The organism is Pseudomonas sp. BNK-30 (genome assembly GCF_047456185.1).
GTDB classification, from domain to species: Bacteria; Pseudomonadota; Gammaproteobacteria; order Pseudomonadales; family Pseudomonadaceae; genus Aquipseudomonas; species Aquipseudomonas putida_E.
Map to the genome: position 1 here is coordinate 3,223,147 of NZ_CP179904.1, position 18,403 is coordinate 3,241,549.

General features: G+C 57.6%; 15 protein-coding genes. 10 read left to right on the plus strand and 5 right to left on the minus strand.

Annotated elements, in window-relative coordinates:
• Nucleotides 1–227: 227 nt before the first annotated feature.
• The 3 genes from ACMGGN_RS15015 (at nt 228) to kdsA (ending at nt 3,084) form a co-directional block, all read left to right on the plus strand.
• The gene (locus ACMGGN_RS15015; protein ID WP_177010602.1) at nt 228–1,229 is read left to right on the plus strand and encodes an NADP-dependent oxidoreductase; all 1,002 of its coding nucleotides are present in this window, start codon (nt 228–230) and stop codon (nt 1,227–1,229) included.
• 136 nt (nt 1,230–1,365) lie between these two features.
• Entirely contained in the window at nt 1,366–2,205 is an 840-nt protein-coding gene (locus tag ACMGGN_RS15020) for a lipopolysaccharide kinase InaA family protein (RefSeq protein WP_414156072.1), read from the plus strand.
• A gap of 36 nt (nt 2,206–2,241) precedes the next feature.
• Nucleotides 2,242–3,084: a 3-deoxy-8-phosphooctulonate synthase gene (kdsA, locus tag ACMGGN_RS15025; RefSeq protein ID WP_012313334.1), complete on the plus strand. Its 843-nt coding sequence runs from the start codon at nt 2,242–2,244 to the stop codon at nt 3,082–3,084.
• 127 nt (nt 3,085–3,211) lie between these two features.
• Here the strand turns inward: kdsA and ACMGGN_RS15030 are convergent, their stop codons facing one another.
• The gene (locus ACMGGN_RS15030) at nt 3,212–3,475 is read right to left on the minus strand and encodes a DUF3077 domain-containing protein (RefSeq protein ID WP_039603915.1); all 264 of its coding nucleotides are present in this window, start codon (nt 3,473–3,475) and stop codon (nt 3,212–3,214) included.
• A gap of 13 nt (nt 3,476–3,488) precedes the next feature.
• Complete coding sequence (locus ACMGGN_RS15035) at nt 3,489–3,770, minus strand: hypothetical protein (protein ID WP_012313332.1); 282 nt, start codon at nt 3,768–3,770, stop codon at nt 3,489–3,491.
• 488 nt (nt 3,771–4,258) lie between these two features.
• Here ACMGGN_RS15035 and ACMGGN_RS15040 point away from each other — a divergent pair, with 488 nt between their 5' ends.
• Nucleotides 4,259–5,149, plus strand: a complete 891-nt coding sequence (locus ACMGGN_RS15040; RefSeq protein ID WP_119688473.1) for a glycosyltransferase family 2 protein — start codon at nt 4,259–4,261, stop codon at nt 5,147–5,149.
• Here ACMGGN_RS15040 and ACMGGN_RS15045 read toward each other — a convergent pair.
• Both ACMGGN_RS15045 and pyrF read right to left on the minus strand, forming a co-directional pair.
• Entirely contained in the window at nt 5,146–6,342 is a 1,197-nt protein-coding gene (locus tag ACMGGN_RS15045; protein ID WP_119688472.1) for an O-antigen ligase family protein, read from the minus strand. The two genes, ACMGGN_RS15040 and ACMGGN_RS15045, sit on opposite strands and share 4 nt — an antisense overlap.
• Nucleotides 6,343–6,444: 102 nt before the next feature.
• On the minus strand, nt 6,445–7,146 hold the full coding sequence (pyrF, locus tag ACMGGN_RS15050; RefSeq protein WP_237861000.1) for an orotidine-5'-phosphate decarboxylase: 702 nt from the start codon (nt 7,144–7,146) through the stop codon (nt 6,445–6,447).
• Between the two features lie 183 nt (nt 7,147–7,329).
• On the opposite strand from pyrF, the gene ACMGGN_RS15055 reads away from it, so the two are divergent.
• Nucleotides 7,330–7,497 (plus strand): DUF2897 family protein, encoded by a 168-nt coding sequence (locus ACMGGN_RS15055; RefSeq protein WP_003252762.1) that lies wholly within the window; start codon nt 7,330–7,332, stop codon nt 7,495–7,497.
• 57 nt (nt 7,498–7,554) lie between these two features.
• Here ACMGGN_RS15055 and ACMGGN_RS15060 read toward each other — a convergent pair whose 3' ends face one another.
• Nucleotides 7,555–7,887: a ComEA family DNA-binding protein gene (locus ACMGGN_RS15060; protein WP_119688471.1), complete on the minus strand. Its 333-nt coding sequence runs from the start codon at nt 7,885–7,887 to the stop codon at nt 7,555–7,557.
• A gap of 667 nt (nt 7,888–8,554) precedes the next feature.
• On the opposite strand from ACMGGN_RS15060, the gene wecB reads away from it, so the two are divergent.
• From wecB to ACMGGN_RS15085, 5 genes are read left to right on the plus strand one after another with little or no spacing between them, the layout of a single operon-like run.
• Nucleotides 8,555–9,697, plus strand: a complete 1,143-nt coding sequence (gene wecB / locus ACMGGN_RS15065) for a non-hydrolyzing UDP-N-acetylglucosamine 2-epimerase (RefSeq protein ID WP_414156073.1) — start codon at nt 8,555–8,557, stop codon at nt 9,695–9,697.
• Nucleotides 9,694–10,956, plus strand: coding sequence for a UDP-N-acetyl-D-mannosamine dehydrogenase (gene wecC, locus ACMGGN_RS15070; protein WP_119688469.1), 1,263 nt, complete (start codon nt 9,694–9,696; stop codon nt 10,954–10,956). The genes wecB and wecC overlap by 4 nt, the downstream gene beginning before the upstream one ends.
• A 13-nt stretch (nt 10,957–10,969) precedes the next feature.
• On the plus strand, nt 10,970–16,222 hold the full coding sequence (locus tag ACMGGN_RS15075; RefSeq protein ID WP_237860988.1) for a glycosyltransferase: 5,253 nt from the start codon (nt 10,970–10,972) through the stop codon (nt 16,220–16,222).
• 7 nt (nt 16,223–16,229) lie between these two features.
• Nucleotides 16,230–17,927, plus strand: a complete 1,698-nt coding sequence (locus ACMGGN_RS15080; RefSeq protein ID WP_237860986.1) for a DUF6270 domain-containing protein — start codon at nt 16,230–16,232, stop codon at nt 17,925–17,927.
• Nucleotides 17,928–17,947: 20 nt separating this feature from the next.
• A complete protein-coding gene (locus ACMGGN_RS15085; protein ID WP_119688466.1) occupies nt 17,948–18,370 on the plus strand; it encodes a hypothetical protein in 423 nt (140 codons plus the stop codon).
• Nucleotides 18,371–18,403: the final 33 nt, after the last annotated feature.

The window sequence follows — 18,403 nt, forward strand, 5'->3', positions numbered from 1 at the left end:
GCCCGAAACAAGGGGCTACTCCACAGCCCATCGCCCGCAAGCGCGGCTCCCACAAATGGTTGCAGCAGCCTTTGGCTTCTGCGCTCAGAGTCTAGTCAGCCTGCCAACCCACTGTGCAGCATCATCAAGCCAGCGGTTGGGCTATCATGCCTACCAGTGATTTTGCAGACCTGTTGTCATCACCACGTTAAATTGACCCTTCTGCTCCTGCCCACAAGGACCCCGCCATGACCCAGACCAACCGCCGCTTCCTGCTGGCCAAACGCCCGACCGGCGCCGTACGCCGCGACGACTTCACCTTCGAGACAGTGCCTGCCGATGCCCCCGCCGAAGGCCAGATCCAGGTACGCAACCTGTACCTGTCGCTGGACCCGGCCATGCGCGGCTGGATGAATGAAGGCAAGTCGTACATCCCGCCCGTGGCACTCGGCCAGGTAATGCGCGCGCTGGGCGTAGGCGAAGTGGTGGCCTCCAACCACCCCGACTTCAAACCCGGCGACCATGTCAGCGGCGCCCTCGGCGTGCAGGACTACTTCACCGGCGAACCCCAGGGCCTGCACAAGATCGACCCCAACCTTGCCCCCCTGCCCCGCTACCTCTCAGCCCTGGGCATGACCGGCATGACCGCCTACTTCGCCCTGCTCGATGTCGGCCAGCCAAAAGAAGGTGACACCGTGGTCATCTCCGGTGCTGCCGGCGCCGTGGGCAGCATCGTCGGCCAGATTGCCAAGATCAAAGGCTGCCGCGTCGTCGGCATTGCCGGCGGCGCGCAGAAATGCCAGTACCTCAAGGATGAACTGGGGTTCGATGGCGTCATCGACTACAAAGCCGAGGACGTACTTGCCGGCCTGAAGCGCGAATGCCCCAAGGGCGTTGACGTGTACTTCGACAACGTCGGTGGCGAGATCCTCGACGCTGTGCTCACCCGCATCAACTTCAAGGCCCGCATCGTCATCTGCGGCGCGATCAGCCAGTACAACAACAAGGAAGCAGTCAAAGGCCCGGCCAACTACCTGGCGCTGCTGGTGAACCGTGCGCGCATGGAAGGGTTCGTGGTGATGGACCACGCCAAGGAGTACGGCAAGGCCGCGCAGGAAATCGCCGGCTGGCTGGCCAGTGGCAAGGTCAAGAGCAAGGAGGATGTAGTGGAGGGGCTGGAGACGTTCCCAGAAACCCTGCTCAAGCTGTTCAGCGGGGAAAACTTCGGCAAGCTGGTGTTGAAGGTTTGAAATACAGGGGCCGCTCACGCGGCCCCTTAGCACATTTCAATGTTAAGTATCGTTAAGAACCTGTACGAAAAATGTGAAAAAACTGTAGTATTGGATCCATTATTCATGGCTATTTGATACTACAAGGAATGAAGGTGTGGTTGGCGATTCACAGATCTGGCAAAACGAATACCCCCACACTCTGCGCCATCGCGACACCACCTTGCACCTTCAAGCCCCTATTGCCCAGCATACCCGGCAAGCCTTCGAACGACTGATCGAGCAGAGCGCCAGTGCCAAACGGGTCAGCGCCCCTCTTGAATGCTCCCGAAGCCTGCTGTTCACCAAACGTGAAAAGCTCGATTCGCTGAAAAAGAAGCTGCGCATGCAGCGTGGCCGGCCCAAGCGCAACGGCATGTACGACTGGTCCCTCGAAGAACTGATCAACACCCGCGAAGCAGCCCGGCGGGGTGCGCGGGTGCCCAAGCTGGTCGGCTACGGCTACAGCCGCTCCCGGTTGGGCCTGATGCAGGACTTTTTCCTCATCACAGAATTACTGAGCGGGCACGAGGACGGGCTGGCAAAGGTGCGCAAAAAGCCAGAGGCCGTGCACGGGGTGATCGCGGCAGCGTTCGAACTGCTGCATGCCCTGCACTGCCAAGGCGTCACGCACATGGACCTGTGGGCGGCCAACGTCATGCTCCCGGAAGAAGGACAAGCGCAGGCCATCGACCTGGAGAACAGCTTCTCCGGGCCCACGGCCTACCCGAGCGAAACCTTGGGCTTTCAGTTCGGCTTTTTCTACTACCGAGAAATTTACCGCTATATAACCGAAGCGGACTATGATGCTGCGGTAGAATACGCACTGGCCGAGTACTTCCCTGATGTGCAACGCGCCGCCTTCAACCGGGTGTACGCGCTTGCCAAACATGAGGAAATCGGGCGCCTGGAGCGCCGCGAAATCTTCACCAGCGGTGTACTCGAAAGTCGTTGGTAGAGCGCCATGGCTACCCCAGACTTCATAGAGTAGAAAATGATCAAGATCACCCAGAACATCGAATGTTCCAATGCCGCCCCGTTCGTGCTGTTCGGCGGCATCAACGTCCTTGAGTCCGAGGACCTGGCCCTTACCGCCTGCGCCGAATACGTGCGGGTAACCGAGAAGCTGGGCATTCCTTACGTGTTCAAGGCCAGCTTCGACAAAGCCAACCGTTCCTCGATCCACTCCTACCGTGGCCCGGGCATGGAAGAAGGCCTGCGCATCTTCGAGAAGGTCAAGGCCGAGTTCGGCGTACCGATCATCACCGACGTGCACGAGATCTACCAGTGCGCGCCAGTGGCCGAAGTGGTCGACGTGCTGCAGCTGCCTGCCTTCCTGGCCCGCCAGACCGACCTGGTGGTGGCGCTGGCCAAGACTGGCAAACCGGTGAACATCAAGAAGCCTCAGTTCCTGAGCCCTTCGCAGATGCAGAACATCGTGCAGAAGTTCAAGGAAGCGGGTAACGACCAGTTGATCCTGTGCGACCGCGGCACCTGCATGGGCTACGACAACCTGGTTGTGGACATGCTGGGCTTTGGTGTGATGAAGCGCACCTGCGATGACCTGCCGATCATTTTCGACGTGACCCACGCCCTGCAGAACCGTGACCCTTCGGGTGCTGCTTCTGGTGGCCGCCGTGAGCAGGTGGTTGACCTGGCCCGTGCCGGTATGGGCGTTGGCCTGGCTGGCCTGTTCCTGGAAGCCCACCCGAACCCGGACCAGGCCAAGTGCGACGGCCCAAGCGCCCTGCCGCTGGACAAGCTGGAGCCGTTCTTGGCGCAGATCAAGGCGCTGGATGACCTGGTGAAATCGTTCCCGCCGCTGGTTATTGGTTGAGTCGCTGAGTGATTTGAAAGGGCTGGGACGCGCGCGTACCGGCCCTTTTTGTTGGCTTTTTGCGGCTTGCCTTGGGTGTTGCCGCGTGACGGAAACCGAGTGCCCGAAGATTCTGTGACAGGCAGCCTCAGCCTTTCATCCCCAACTCAGCATCATCCATCAGCGCCTTGGCCATCGCGCTCAGGTAATGCGAAGCCCAGATCATCATCGGCTTCTCATCCATCAGCCCAACGATGGTCAGCTCGCGCACATACCCCATCAACTCCGAAGCCTGCTCGCGGGCGTCCTGGCAAGGTATACCCGGCTCGATGCGGAACAAGGGATGGCTCTGGTGCTCACCCTGAAAAAACGTGGTCACACCTGCTGTGACATGGGTAGCGTCTGTAGTCATTGCCGTATTCCCCTCAATGCAGGCCGTTAGTACGTTCCAAGGCCAGCGACAGCGCATCCGACTGCCCCCAGGCAATCTGCATGGCCCGAAGCCCGTTTACCATCAACTCACGGGTGGCTTCATCCTCGATCGCGTAGAGGGCCATGTGGCAGTGGTTATAGGCCAGCATCAGGTAATGGGTGACGTTCATGACCACGTGATCGATCGGCACGATGCGCTCGCTGATGGCGCTGGAGAGGGTCTTGTCGGAGGGAAGGTCGAAATTATGGGGTGGATCCGGGACGATCTTTTTCATAAGCAACTCCTGAACGCTTGAGCCTGCCTCTTCCGTTTCCACAGGAAGGGTGGCAGCTGTACACGGAGTGGAAACCCGAGTGCATTCAGGAAAACTCGGTAGGCACGAGGCCTTCCGGGTACAGCCGCCATTACACGACAAACCCGAAATGCTTTAGGCGGGTTTCCACACCCGATCGCTGAACCGACAGCGACCCAGAGAGGCTAATGGGCAGCGGATTCAGGAACAATCAGACGCGTGTCGACAGAACGTGTAGGGTATTTCCTCAGGCTGGGCATCACCACCTATGCGTCGTAGGAAACGTCTGAATCCTTCGCCAGAAACACCCACCGAATAAGCCCGCAACATGCCCACCGTATCCCAAAGGAGACCCTTCCTTTAGAATGGTCTATACCTGCATAAGACACTGAATTGCCATCATTTTGGAAAACCCTGCGGGCAGCCTCGGTATAGGCTAAAAACGAAACGGATCAAAGCTAGGGGTTCACATGTGCTCTGAGAGTCACGGCGTTACTGACACACCGTTGGTGACAGTGATCATCGCGTCCTACAACCACGCGCGCTACATTGAGGCCAGCATCAACAGCGTCCTCAACCAGACCTACAGCAACATTGAACTTTTGGTGATTGACGATGGATCAAAGGACGACAGCCCAGTAGTACTGAAGCGTCTGCAAGAGCAGCACGGCTTCGACCTGCACTTCCAACCCAACCAGGGCTTGGCGCGCACCCTCAATGACGCGATTGCACGCGCCCAAGGGAACTTGATCGTGCCTTTCGGTTCAGACGACATCATGCTGCCCCACCGTATCGCCACCCAGGTGGCGTACATGAACGGCAAGCCTGAAGTGGGCATCTGCTCGGCCAACATCGAAACCATCGATCAGGATGGCAAGGTGATGGGCGCGCGCGAACAGCGCAAGCGCAATCTGCCCTTCCGCCGCCTCGACTTCGACGATCTGTTTCTGGACCGCAAGCCGGGCCCAATGGCAGCCACGCTGATGTTGCGCCGCGAAGCTTTGGAGGAAGTGGGAGGCTTCAATGCTGATATCCGCCTGGAAGACGTATACATTGAGCTCGCAATAGCCCGCGCGGGCTACTACATTGACGTGCTGGGCGAAGTGTTAGCACAGTACCGTGACCACCCGACCAACACTTTTAAGAATGGCCGTTTCATGGTGGATAACGTACTGCGCACCTTTGCCGTGTTCAGCGACCACCCGCAGTACGAGCAGGTGTGCATGAAATTCCGTAATTCCATGGTGCTGAAGTACGCCAACCGTGACAAGGCATTGAGCCGGGAAATCCTTTCGGAAATCCCGCTCAAGTATTGGAACAGAAAAACCTTGCGCGGTATTTGGCGGATGGTCTGCTCTTAGGCAGGCAGGCTGCGCTTCCAGTGAATCAGTGATTGACCGTAGACCAAGGCCATTGGGATCCAGATCAGGAACCAATGCTCCTTCGGGCGTGACATGAAGGCACTTCCTTCGGTCAGGCCCGAACAAAAGCCGAAAATCAACCAGGTTGCCGCAATAGTGACAGCGGGGTGCTTGCGATAGACCCAACTGAAATAGAACGCCAGACCGTAGAGTATCAACCACAAGGCCAAACCAACTATTCCGCCGGCATATAGAACTCCCAGCTCGATGTTATGAGGGTCGGCAAGGGTACCGGCGCGGCCTGGAATTATCACCGTCATAGGCGAATCAAAACCGTGCCCAAGCCAAGGATGCTCACTGATTTGTCGTAGCGCGTCCATCCATATCGCGGGTCGCCATGACACGCCACGCTGAGTAATCGCTTCAGGATAAAGCAGCGCTACACCTATCAATGCAAGGACCAACGCTCCCGCAGCCAGCCATGCCCGCCGACGATCACCGACAACCACCAGCCAGCCCAATGCACCCAATAGGCCAATCAATGGCGTGCGTGAACCGGTTGCTAGGATCGCAGCGCACAAAATCGCCAAACAGATTACCGGTACGGGGCTGAATGCGCTGCGCGCTTGAAACCATGTCGCCAACCAGAAAGCTGCGAATGCTCCGAATACGTGCGCGGTGAGCAATGGGTTGTACAGCGCCCCATAGCCTGCAAAACGTCTACCCGAGAATGCGGGGTTGTTATATATAAAAAATACCAATGACAGCGCTGCGGCCATCGCAACGAGCAAAGCCGAAAGGCGAGTCCATTGCTCAAGCTGCCCGGGAGAACGTAGACAGATGATACCGGCCGCCATCAGCAACATGGCGATGTATAGCGGACGTTTGAGCAAGCTGCTGGTGGAGTTATCGGTGTCCGACCAAGCGATACTCAAAAGCGTATAGACACTGAAAGCCAAGAAGGCCAAGAACAGTGGATTGGAAACCAAAGGCTTCAGCAAATCCCGGTGCTTGATCAACATCACAAGCGTAGGAGCCGCTAGAAAAATATAGAAAAGCTTGTGGTAGACAGTACGATCCCAAGCCCAGAACATCCCCGTCAAGATGATGAACCAGCCTACTGGCAGTACGTATTTATCGATCAGAGTTCCACAACGCTTTACCGGTGCCTCTATTGAAGTATCAATCGACATCTAGCTTACTCATGTGGATAGGTCTTCCTTTTCTTACACGATCCCAAAGGCCAGAATCGCGCAACTAGACGCAAAAGCTAAAGTGCAGTTCGCGCTCCCAGCTTAACCACGAATTTCGGAGACGACAGCAGCTAACGCTGCCGCAGGATCTGCCGCCTGGCTGATCGGACGCCCGATCACCAAGTAATCTGAGCCTGCGTCCAACGCTTGACGAGGGGTAAGAATGCGGCGCTGGTCATCCTGAGCACTGCCGGCTGGGCGAATGCCAGGCGTCACCAGTTGCAACGATGGGTGCGCGGCTTTCAACGCCGGCGCTTCCAAGGCCGAGCACACCAAACCGTCCATACCAGCCTTCTCGGCCAACGCAGCCAGGCGCAGCACCTGCTCTTGCGGGTCTACATCCAGGCCGATACCGGCCAGGTCCTCACGCTCCATGCTGGTCAGCACGGTCACGCCAATCAGCAATGGCTGGGGGCCGCTGCGCTTGGCCAGCACTTCGCGGCAGGCCGACATCATGCGCAGACCACCGGAGCAGTGCACGTTGACCATCCAAACACCCATTTCGGCCGCAGCCTTCACAGCCATGGCGGTGGTGTTGGGGATGTCATGGAATTTAAGGTCGAGGAACACCTCGAAACCTTTCGCGCAGAGGGTTTCGACAATGCCCGAAGCGCTGCTGGTGAACAGCTCCTTGCCAACCTTCACCCGGCACAATGCGGGGTCGAGCTGGTCAGCCAGCTTCAGGGCGGCGTCACGGGTGGGGAAATCCAGGGCGACGATCAGGGGCGTCTGGCAGGCGGACATGGTCGGGGTCTCTTGGTAATTCATAAATGGCGCGCATTGTAAACGAAGTGGCCCAGGCTTTGGGGGCCCCAGGTCATGAGAATTGGCCCGGGCAAGCACGGGACCTATAATTGAACGAATGGTGAAGCTGATCGCTCAAAAAATCATATAAGCGAAGCCCACAATGTTCACAGGAGAACGACGATGCCTTGGTATGCTTGGCTGATCCTCATCATAGCCCTCGGCTCGATCGTCGGCGGACTGATGATGCTGCGCGATACGGCGAAGAAACTGCCACTGACCGAGGAACAATTGAGGAAAGTGCACGAGCGAAATGCCGAGGCGGACGCTAAGGATGCGCAAGATCGCTGAACCCACACTGCTGAACTGAAACCGGTTGGCGCAATACCAACCGGTTGCCATTCAAGCCTACTCCACGACCAGCTTGTCCCGGTTGCGCTCAAGCAGAGCATTGCCGATGCCCTTGATTTCCAGCAACTCATCCACCGACTCGAATGGGCCGTTGGCCTCACGGTAGGCGACGATCGCCTCGGCCTTGGCTTTGCCGATGCCGTTAAGCTTTTGCAGAGCGAGGGCATCGGCGTTGTTTAAATCGATCTTGCCAGAGGGACCCTGAAGATCGTCGGCCTTTGAAGCACTGATCGCCGCTGGCGGAGTGGCCGACGCCGGGGCAGCGTTGAGGGTGAGCGGCAGGGCCCCGAATAGAGAAAGCACCAGGTAGGACAGAACGATATTGCGCATATTTAGCACTCCTTGGGTTGCAATAAAAAGGCAGCTTTCCTTTAGCTGCGCAACAAATCCTAGTGCCCATATGCTCACATCGTGCCTGTTAAACGTAACTGGATCGAACAGGCGGCTCGTAGCCTCCCCTTACCCTCAACCCATAGCCAACCGCGCGTTTCTACAAAGCATCGTGAAACACAACGGGGAGGCTGACGATTTCATCTGAAATCGGTGCTAAATAAGATTTCATTCAGACAAAGTGATGTTGCATTTCCTACACGCTTCGACTGTCCGGTACTGCGCCCGTTCGTCGTATCCAGCCTCACCAGTGACGACTTTGGCATGATGCCTGGATCACATAAAAAATCGATAATATCGATTAAAATATCCAAAAAACGATCCAATAAAATGATACAAGCTTGCCAGATGGGTTTTGGGTGGAAATAAACGTGCCATCAGTGGTGTCTTTATCATGACCAAATGATAAATTTACTAGCCTTAGGAGACCCGCTTTGTAGGAAGGATCCGAGGCAAATGAATTTTTTTACACCCCACCACTGGAGCGGTCGGTTGATCGACTGGTTCTAGCATGGCCGCAGCGCAAGGTGGCCCCTCGCCACACCTGAACCTTTATCCCGCTGCAACTGCCGCATCTGCCTTAACTCATCGCATAGAAGACGTTCCCGTGTCGCTCAAGACCCTAACCGTGTTTGGCACCCGCCCAGAAGCCATCAAGATGGCGCCGCTGGCCCTCAACCTTGCCCAGGACAACCGCTTCGAGTCCCGCGTGTGCGTGACGGGACAGCACCGCCAGATGCTCGACCAGGTGCTTGACCTGTTCGAAATCACACCGGACTACGACCTGAACATCATGAAGCCCGGGCAGGACCTTACCGATGTCACCACGGCGATCCTACAGGGACTCAAGCCCGTGCTGGCAGAGTTCAAACCGGACGTGGTGCTTGTACATGGCGACACGGCGACTACCTTGGCGACCAGCCTGGCGGCCTACTATCAGCAGATTCCTATCGCCCACGTCGAAGCCGGGCTGCGCACCAACAATCTCTATTCGCCGTGGCCTGAAGAAGGCAACCGCCGCCTGACCGGCACCCTCGCCGCGCTACACTTCGCGCCCACCTCGACCTCCAGTGACAACCTGCTGAAGGAAGGCACCAATGCCGCGCAGATCTACATCACCGGCAACACCGTGATCGACGCGTTGCTGGAAGTGGTACGCAAGCTGGAGAGCCCAGCACTCAAGCGTTCGTTCGAACAGCAGTTCGACTTCCTCGCTAACGAGCGCCGCATGGTGCTGGTCACCGGCCACCGCCGCGAGAACTTCGGCGATGGCTTCGAGCGCATTTGCCAGGCCCTGGTTCAGACCGCACGCGAGTTTCCCGACGTGGACATCGTCTACCCCGTGCACCTGAACCCGAACGTGCGCGAACCGGTCAACCGCCTTCTGGCCGACGTCGTCAACATCCACTTGATCGAACCGTTGGACTACCTGCCGTTCGTGTACTTGATGAGCCGCTCCTACCTGATCCTCACCGATTCCGGTGGCATCCAGGAAGAAGCCCCTGCCCTAGGCAAACCGGTGCTGGTCATGCGTGACACCACCGAGCGCCCTGAGGCCGTTGCGGCCGGCACCGTCAAGCTGGTCGGTACCGATGTGGCCTCGATCACCGAGCATCTGGCACAGCTGCTGAGCGACGAAGTGACCTACCGTGACATGAGCTTTGCCCACAATCCCTATGGCGACGGAAAAGCGTGCGCCCGAATTCTTGATGCCCTATCCGCTTTCTCCAACTCCAAGGACGCAGCATGAGTTTCAATAAGATTTCCGTTGTCGGCCTGGGCTACATCGGCCTGCCAACCGCCGCCGTATTCGCCGCCCGCAAGAAGCAAGTGATTGGCATCGACATCAATCAGCATGCGGTGGACACCATCAACCGCGGCGAAATCCACATCATCGAGCCTGAGCTGGACATGGTCGTGCACGCGGCTGTTACAGAGGGCTACCTGCGCGCCTCCACCGTGCCGGAACCCGCCGATGCATTCCTGATCGCCGTACCTACACCGTTCATGAATGATCACCAGCCGGACCTGAGCTACATCGAATCCGCCAGCAAGGCCATCGCGCCGGTGCTGAAAAAGGGCGATCTGGTCATCCTGGAGTCCACCTCGCCGGTGGGCGCCACTGAGCAGATGGCCTACTGGCTGGCCCAGGCGCGCCCGGATCTGAGCTTCCCACAGAGCCACGGCGAAGACTCCGACATCCGCATCGCCCACTGCCCTGAACGGGTGCTCCCCGGTCATGTGCTGCGCGAGCTGGTGGAGAACGACCGGATCATCGGCGGCATGACCAGAAAATGCTCCGAAGCCGCCGTGCGGCTGTACCGTACCTTCGTCGAAGGCGAGTGCATCATCACCAACGCGCGTACTGCCGAGATGTGCAAGCTGACCGAGAACAGCTTCCGCGACGTGAACATCGCCTTCGCCAACGAGCTATCGATCATCTGCGACAAACTGCAGATCGACGTCTGGGAACTGATCCGCTTAGCCAACCACCACCCGCGCGTCACGATCCTGCAGCCAGGACCGGGCGTCGGCGGCCACTGCATCGCCGTCGACCCGTGGTTCATCGTCAGCCAGACCCCGGAGCAGGCGCGTCTGATCCGCACCGCGCGCGTGGTCAACGACAGCAAGCCGGAGTGGGTGATCGACAAGGTGAAGATGGCGCTGGCCAACTACCTGATCAAGCACCAGGGCAAATCGGCGCACCAGGTGAAGATCGCCTGCTACGGCCTGGCCTTCAAGGCTGACATCGACGACCTGCGTGAAAGCCCAGCGCTGAGCATCGCCGAGCGTCTTGGCAACGAGCTGGAGTGTACCCTCCAGCTGGTAGAACCGAACATCGAGCAACTGCCGGAGCGCCTGGCGCGCCATGAGCACGTGGACTTCAACTGCGCGCAGGACAGCGCCGACATTCACGTACTGCTGGTTAAGCACCGCGAATTCCGCAACGCATTCAAGGTGCGTGATGCCGCATTCGTCATCGACGCCGCAGGCGTTACCCAAGGTTGATGGAACAGACCGCATGAACACGACCACGCTTGAGAAACCCACCGTGAACACTGAGCAGCCTTCACCCTTGGCCGATATTCATGACCGCGTGATGGAGGCTTACTACGGCAAGCTGGGTGATCAGTTCATGCGCGAAACCCAGGCGCGGATCCACTGGATCTGCGCGCAGATCAAGGGTCGTCGGGTGCTGGACGTCGGCTGCTCGCAGGGCATAGTGCCGCTGCTGCTCGCCCGTGAGGGCTGCCAGGTGACTGGCGTCGACACCAGCCCGCAGGCCATCGAGGAAGCCAAGGGCTACATGGCCGCCGAACCGGCCCATGTGCAGCAGAACGTGACCTACGTTAATGCCGACTTCCTTAGCCTGGAAAGTGTCGATGTCGAGCCGGATACTATCGTCATCAGCGAAGTGCTCGAACACTTGGTGCGCCCCGAGCTGTTCGTCGAAAAGGCCAGCCACCTGCTCAAACCTGGTGGCCGACTGATTATCACGGTGCCCTTCGGCGTCAACGATTTCATCGATCACAAGCACACCTTCTACCTGATGGAGCCATTCCGCATGCTCAGCGAGCATCTGCAGATCGGCGATATCAAGGTATTGGGCAAGTGGTTAGGCATCGTTGCGCTGAAAACCGAGACATTCGTCGCCGGCTCGCCCGAAGCATTGCCGATCAGCCGCGTGCGGGAGCTGGAAAAAGCTTTCGAGACGATCGAGCGCGACCTGCGAGAGAACGTCAGCTCCATCAGCAAGCGGCTGGACGAGGCCAACAAGAAGTACCGCAGTGCCACCGAGCAGATCAGCCTGCTCAAGCCCGAAGCCCAGAAGGCCGAGGCTTTGGCGCGGCAATTGCAGGCGCGTGAAGGTGAGCTTGCGGTTCAGCAGAAGGCCAGTCGAGAAGTCGTGGAAGCAAAGACTCGTATCATTCAGGAGCTGGACGAAATCCAGCAGCGCTTGGACGAAGCGAACAAGAAGTACCGAGCGGCAACCGAACAGATCGCAGTGCTCAAGCCAGAGGCAGCCAAGGTCGAGCCGCTGTCGAGTCAGGTGCAAAACCAGCAGGCGGAAATCGCCGCGTTGCAGCAGGCCCTGAACGCCTCAGGCAATCAGGCAGCCCAAATAGCGCAACTGACCGCTACTGCTGGTGAGCGCCAGCAAGCCGTTGAAGCGTTGCGGGAGCAGCAAGTGGCACTGACCGCCCAACTGTCCGCGCTCAATCAACAGCTCGACGAAGTGAGAAGCGATCATGCGTCGCAAGCGCAAAGCATCGTCGAACTGACGCAGCAGCGCCGCGAGCTGGAGAGCCAATTGCAGGCACTGATGAGCGCCATGGCTGACGTTGAAGAGCACCGCGCCAACCAGGCAGACACCATCACTCTGCTGATGGAGCAACGTAGCGCGCTGGAACGCAATTTGAACGACCTCACTGCATCCAAGGCTCTCATTGAAGAGCAAAGCGTGAAGCAGAGCCTAGCCATCACCGCCCTAGAAGAAGCAAGAACCACCCTCGAGGAGCAGCTGTTGCTAGAAAGCACCAGCCGCCAGGCAGTGGAGGCTACGCTGGCGGCCACGCAAGAGCAGTGGCAAGGCTTGCGCCAGCAACTAGAACAGGAGCTGAACTCCTCCCGAACCGGCTTGGGCGTGGCGAACATGAAGTACCGCGCAGTCACCGGTGAACAGATTCCACACCTCAAGGCCAGCCTGAACCAGCTGCTGGAGCGCAGCGCCACACAGCAGAGCAAGATCGACGAGCTCAATGAAAACCTTAAACGGGCAAATTCCCAGCGGCACTTGGCAGAACAGCGCCTGGTCAAGACCCGCGCCAGCCTCACTTATCAGCTGGGTTACCAGATCAAGAGCAGCGCCAGTTCCTTGGGCGGCTTGGTTAAATTGCCGGTGCGCCTGCTGCGCCTGTACCGCAAAGCCCACAAGCAACGTGAGCAAAGCCAGCAGAAACTGCTGGCCGCCGAGGCGCCGAAACTGATCCTGCCGCCGACCCCGCCGCTGCAGGACGATAACTACCTGAAGCTGCCGCCCGCGCTGGCCAGCAGCGAGCACAGCCGCGCGCAGTTGCTGCGTAGTGCCGAGCAGCCGGCAAGCAAGCTCAAGGTGGCGTGTGTCATGGACGAATTCACCTTCGGCTCATACCGTTACGAGTGCGACCTGCAGCCGCTGACACCGACCAACTGGGAAGCCGAACTGAATGGATTCGGTCCCGAACTGCTTTTCATCGAATCGGCCTGGCGCGGCAAGGATGACCTATGGGGCAGCAAGGTCGGGCACAACAGCCAGGAGCTGCAGGACATCATCGCCTGGTGCCGCGAACATCAGGTGCCGACGGTGTTCTGGAACAAAGAAGATCCGGTCCACTTCGAGACCTTCCTCACCACCGCCAAGCAGTTTGACCACGTGTTCACCACCGACATCGACTGCATCCACCGCTACAAAGGTGCGCTTGGCCACGAGCGCGTCTATCTGCTGCCGTTTGCCTGCCAGCCGGCGCTACACAACCCCATCGAACTGTACGAGCGCAAGGACGCCTTCTGCTTCGCCGGGGCCTATTACGCACGCTACCCCGAGCGCACCCGCGACCTTGGCAACTTCGTCAGCGAATTGGCCAAATTCCGCCCTCTGGAGATCTTCGACCGCAATTTCGGCAAGGACGACGTCAACTACCAGTTCCCTGCCGAATACCAACCCTACATCGTCGGCACCCTGCCCTTCGAAAAGATCGACACCGCTTACAAAGGCTACCACTACGCGATCAACCTCAACTCGATCAAGCAGTCGCAATCGATGTTCGCCCGCCGGGTCTTTGAGCTACTCGGTTGCAACACGCTGACCGTAAGCAACTTCTCCCGCGGCGTGCGCCTGTTGTTCGGCGACCTGGTGGTGACTACCGACAACGGCGAAGAAATGCTGCGCCGCCTTAAACTGCTGGCCGAAGACCCGCTCAACAGCGACAAGCTGCGCCTGGCTGCGCTGCGCAAGGTGATGCAGGAACACACCTACACCCAGCGCCTGGACTATGTGCTGAGCAAAGTCACCGGCAATAGCGAAACCCGCCGCCTGCCGCAGATCGCCGCCATCGCCGAGGCCAACGATCACGCCCAGCTGACCGCCCTGCGCGGGCATCTGGCACGCCAGCGCCACGACAACGTGCGCCTGTTGCTGATCAGCGATACCCTTGACGCCAGCGCGGTGCAGGATGACCCACGCATCCAGCTGATCAAGCGCGCCCAGTTGAAAAAGACCACGCTCGGCCAGCTGGTAGGCGATACCCCCTGGCTTGCCGGCCTTTGTGCAGAAGACTACTACGGCCCGAATTACCTGCTCGATTTGGCCTTGGCGACGCGCTACAGCCGCGCCAGCATGGTCGGCAAGGTTGCGCACTTCGCCTGGGATGGCAAGGCCGCGCAGATGCTCGCCAATGGCCAGGCCTATCGCCCCGCCGACAGCCTGAGCGCCCGCCGCACGCTCGTCAGCACCAAGCTGGTAGCCAGCCAACCAGTAGGCAACTGGCTGAAGAACCTGCCCTCGCTGCGCTACACTTTGGATCAGGGCCTGGCCATCGACCCATTCAACTATTGCGAGAAAGGCGCGGCGCAGCAGACGACGATCGCCGCCCACGTCGATGACCTGCTAATCGACTGCGGCCTGACCATCGACCAGCTTCAGGAGCGCGCGCAATCCATCGCTCCACTCCAGGTCAGCCACGACTCGCCGGAAATCAACGGCCGCGAACTGTCAGAAATGTTCGGCGTGGCGCGCAATAAATTCCTCGACTTGGAGGTGGATGTTGATCAGTGGCGTATCCATTCCAAGCTGGCCGATGGCAAACACGAATACGTCTATGCCTTGCAGGAAGTGGCCTTGGCGGGACTGAATGTCGAACAAGGCAAGCTGAAGCTGTTCCTGGATTGTACCCCGGGCCTGAACCTGCAACTGGTGGTGCTGTTCCTTGATGCCGACAAGCAGCGCATCAGCCATGTGATGCAGCATGCCAACCGCAACCAGACCTCCGATGTACCGCCAGAGGCCGCGTTCGTGCGCTTCGGTTTGCGCGCTTATGCCGCAGGCAATGCGGAAATCAAGGCATTGGTGTTGGGGCATCGCAACCTGCAGCCTTCGGAAATGCTGGGACAAGCTGAGCACTTGCTGCTGACCAACCACTATCCAGCATATGCAGACTTGTACCGCAACAAGTTCGTACACAGCCGGGTGACGGCCTATCAGCAAGAAGGCGTTGCGGTCGACGTCTTCCGCTTGCGTGACAACGAAACGGTCAGCTATCAGGAGTTCCAAAACGTCGATGTGGTGAGCGGCTGCCGCTCCACCCTAGCGAAGATGCTAGAGAAAAACCGCTACAAGACTATTCTCGTGCACTTCCTCGATGAAAACATGTGGAACGTGCTGCGACCCCACCTCGACACCACTCGCATCATCGTCTGGGTACATGGCTCCGAGATCCAGCCGTGGTGGCGCAGGGAGTACAACTACAGCACCGAAGAGCAACTGCAACTGGGCAAACTCGCCAGCGAGAAACGAATGGCGTTCTGGCATAACGTACTGAAGCCGATGCACGAGAACCTAAAGTTGGTGTTCGTTTCACGCTACTTTGCCGAGGAAGTGATGGAAGACCTGGGCTTCCGCGTTCCTGAAAGCCAGTACGAAATTATTCATAATCCGATCAATACAGACACCTTCAGCTACCAAAAGAAGTCTCCAGAGCAGCGTAAGAAGGTCCTGTCAATCCGTCCTTTTACTTCGAAGACTTATGCCAACGACCTGACGGTAAAAGCTATTGAATTGCTGGCGAAAAAATCGTGGTTTAAGGACATGACCTTCCGCTTGATCGGTGATGGTCCGATGTTCGATGACACCTTGGCGCCGCTGCGCGCTTATTCAAATGTACAGATTGAGCGTGGCTTCCTGAACCATGGCGAAATCGCTTCGCTGCACAAGGATCACGGGGTATTCCTCTGCCCAAGCCGAATGGACACTCAAGGTGTTTCACGCGATGAAGCCATGTCATCAGGCCTTGTTCCTGTAACAACCCATGTGGCGGCGATCCCCGAATTCGTGGACCAAGACAGTGGTTTCGTCGTCGAGCCGGAGAGCCCCGAGCAACTGGCCGAAGCGCTGGAGCGCCTCTATCTGGACCCAGCGCAGTTTTCCATCTTGTCGGGTCAGGCAGCCGAACGCGTGCGCCAGCAAAGCGACTGGAAAAAGATGGCACACCTCGAATTGAACTTATTCCGAGACGTTTGAAGTCCCTATGAGCAAGTCTTTGAAACATTACGTTTTCACCAACTTTGGCATCGGAATCAAGGATGAACTGTGGCTGTCGTATCGGCTGGAGATTTTCACGAATACGGTTTTCCCGTCGCTGGCCAACCAAAGCAACCAGGCATTCGAGTGGACCATTTTCATTGATGAAGCACTGCCTGTCCTGCACCACGCCCGCCTTGAGGCTGCGATTGCCTCGTCGGGCCTGAATGCAAGAACGCAAAAAGTCAGTGACTATTCGCTGACCAATAGGGAAGTGTCGAAGCTACTGGCGCAGAGCCATGAAGACATTGTCCTGACTTCCCGTATCGATGACGATGACTGTATTCACCAGGACGTCATCGAAACCATTCAGCAACACGCGCGCTCAAACGAGCACGCCGAGGACATGCTGCTGATTTCGCTGCACAACGGGCTTGAGTTCCTGCCATCTGATGACTGCTATCGTCCTGTCACTTATGACACGCTGGCGCTCGCACTGACCTTGGTCGATAAAACCCCTGGCACCAAGACGCGAAGCATTACCCAATATGCTCACCATATGGTTGTCGAGACCCTGAAGAAGCAGGAGATCAATGCCAAGCACATTTTGCTGAAATCGAAACAGCCTCTCTATACCTATACCAAGCACCCGCTGAGCGATTCGTATTTCTTTGGTGCCCGCGCCCGGATTCTGGGGGATACCAACAAGACTGTTGGTTTAAAAGATAGCCAACTGCGCTCATTTGGACTCAGCCAACAGCGCTTGGATTTCCTGTCGGCGCTACTTAAGCAGTCGCCTATCGGCATGCCACATAAATACCTTGAAAAATTGGGTAATGTGCGCAATCAGATCAAGGCGGAACTGAACAAAGGCACCGATCAGGCGAACACAGGCATTGATGCCTTGATGGCACGCAAAGCAAGACTGGAACGTACTGCCGTGCGCCCGAACCCGGCAGGTCCGCTGAAAGAAAAAATCCGCGTGGCCATTCTCGGCTCCTGCGTAACCCGGGACCTTTTCGAGTTTCAGAAAAGTACCCTGGACGCCTTTGAAATCTGCTTTTACATGGCTAGGTCCTCTGTCATCTCGTGGATGGCACCCCCATGCTTCGACCCAAAACTTGGGATCGATGCAAGTTCCTTCGAAGGCAAGCGTTCACATTGGGACAAACTCAAACTCCACTGGCGACTGCTTGAGGAGTCACGACCTGACATCGTCATTATCGACTTTATCGACGAACGTATTGGTATCGTTCAACACCAGAGCTCGCTAATGTCGGCGAGTGGGCCGCTGCTCAAGGCATTTGAGCGCAAAAACATCACGCATGAAATCAAACGCCCTTGGAGCCCCGAAATCCAGCAGCTTCGCGCGTGGGCATTGCCCGCATTCCTGGACAAAGTTGGAAGTATCTGTCCCAATATTTTCGTGCACAAAGCGGTATGGGCATACCAATACAAGGCGAATAACACGCTCGAAAGCTTCAAAGGAGGTGAATTCGAACGCCTCATCGAGCTGAACAACTCTATCATCGACCCGATGCTCGCTACGCTCGAGGATTCTGCCACTGCGGTGGAACAAATTGGGGGCCTGGAAGCGGGCTTGGTTGCCGGCGGCGATCACAAATGGGCTTTCTGCCCTTATCACTACGACAGCACCTACTACAAAACCGTTGCCAAGCAACTGCTTGCAAGAATCATGAGTTGATCTACGGGAACATGCGAACCATGAAAATCCAAACTGCTGCATTCGTTGCCTTGCTGGCCCTCGCGGGCTGTGACCAGCACGCAGGCGAAGCCACTCAAGAAAGCGCCCAGGCTGCACAGGCCAAAGGCAAGCTGCAACTATCCGACGGCTCAAGCCTACTGCTAAACGGCTCGCATCTGAAGTCGTATGCCAAACCCAACAGTGCCGGGAAGCTAAGCATGCACGAGTTCAGCTACCCGTCCATGGACAAAATGGCCGAAAACGATGTGTACATGCACATGCAAAAAGCAGGTTACACGCGAAAAGTGATCAGCAATGCCAACAATCAGTACAAGGTCCAGTACTACAAGAAGGACTTACCCGTCGTGGGCGGCATCTACACAATGCTAAACCGGGACGCCAAAACTGAAACGGTTGCAACGCTGTATTGGCAGGAAAAATGATTTGCCAAGCGTCGACTCACACTTTTGAACGAA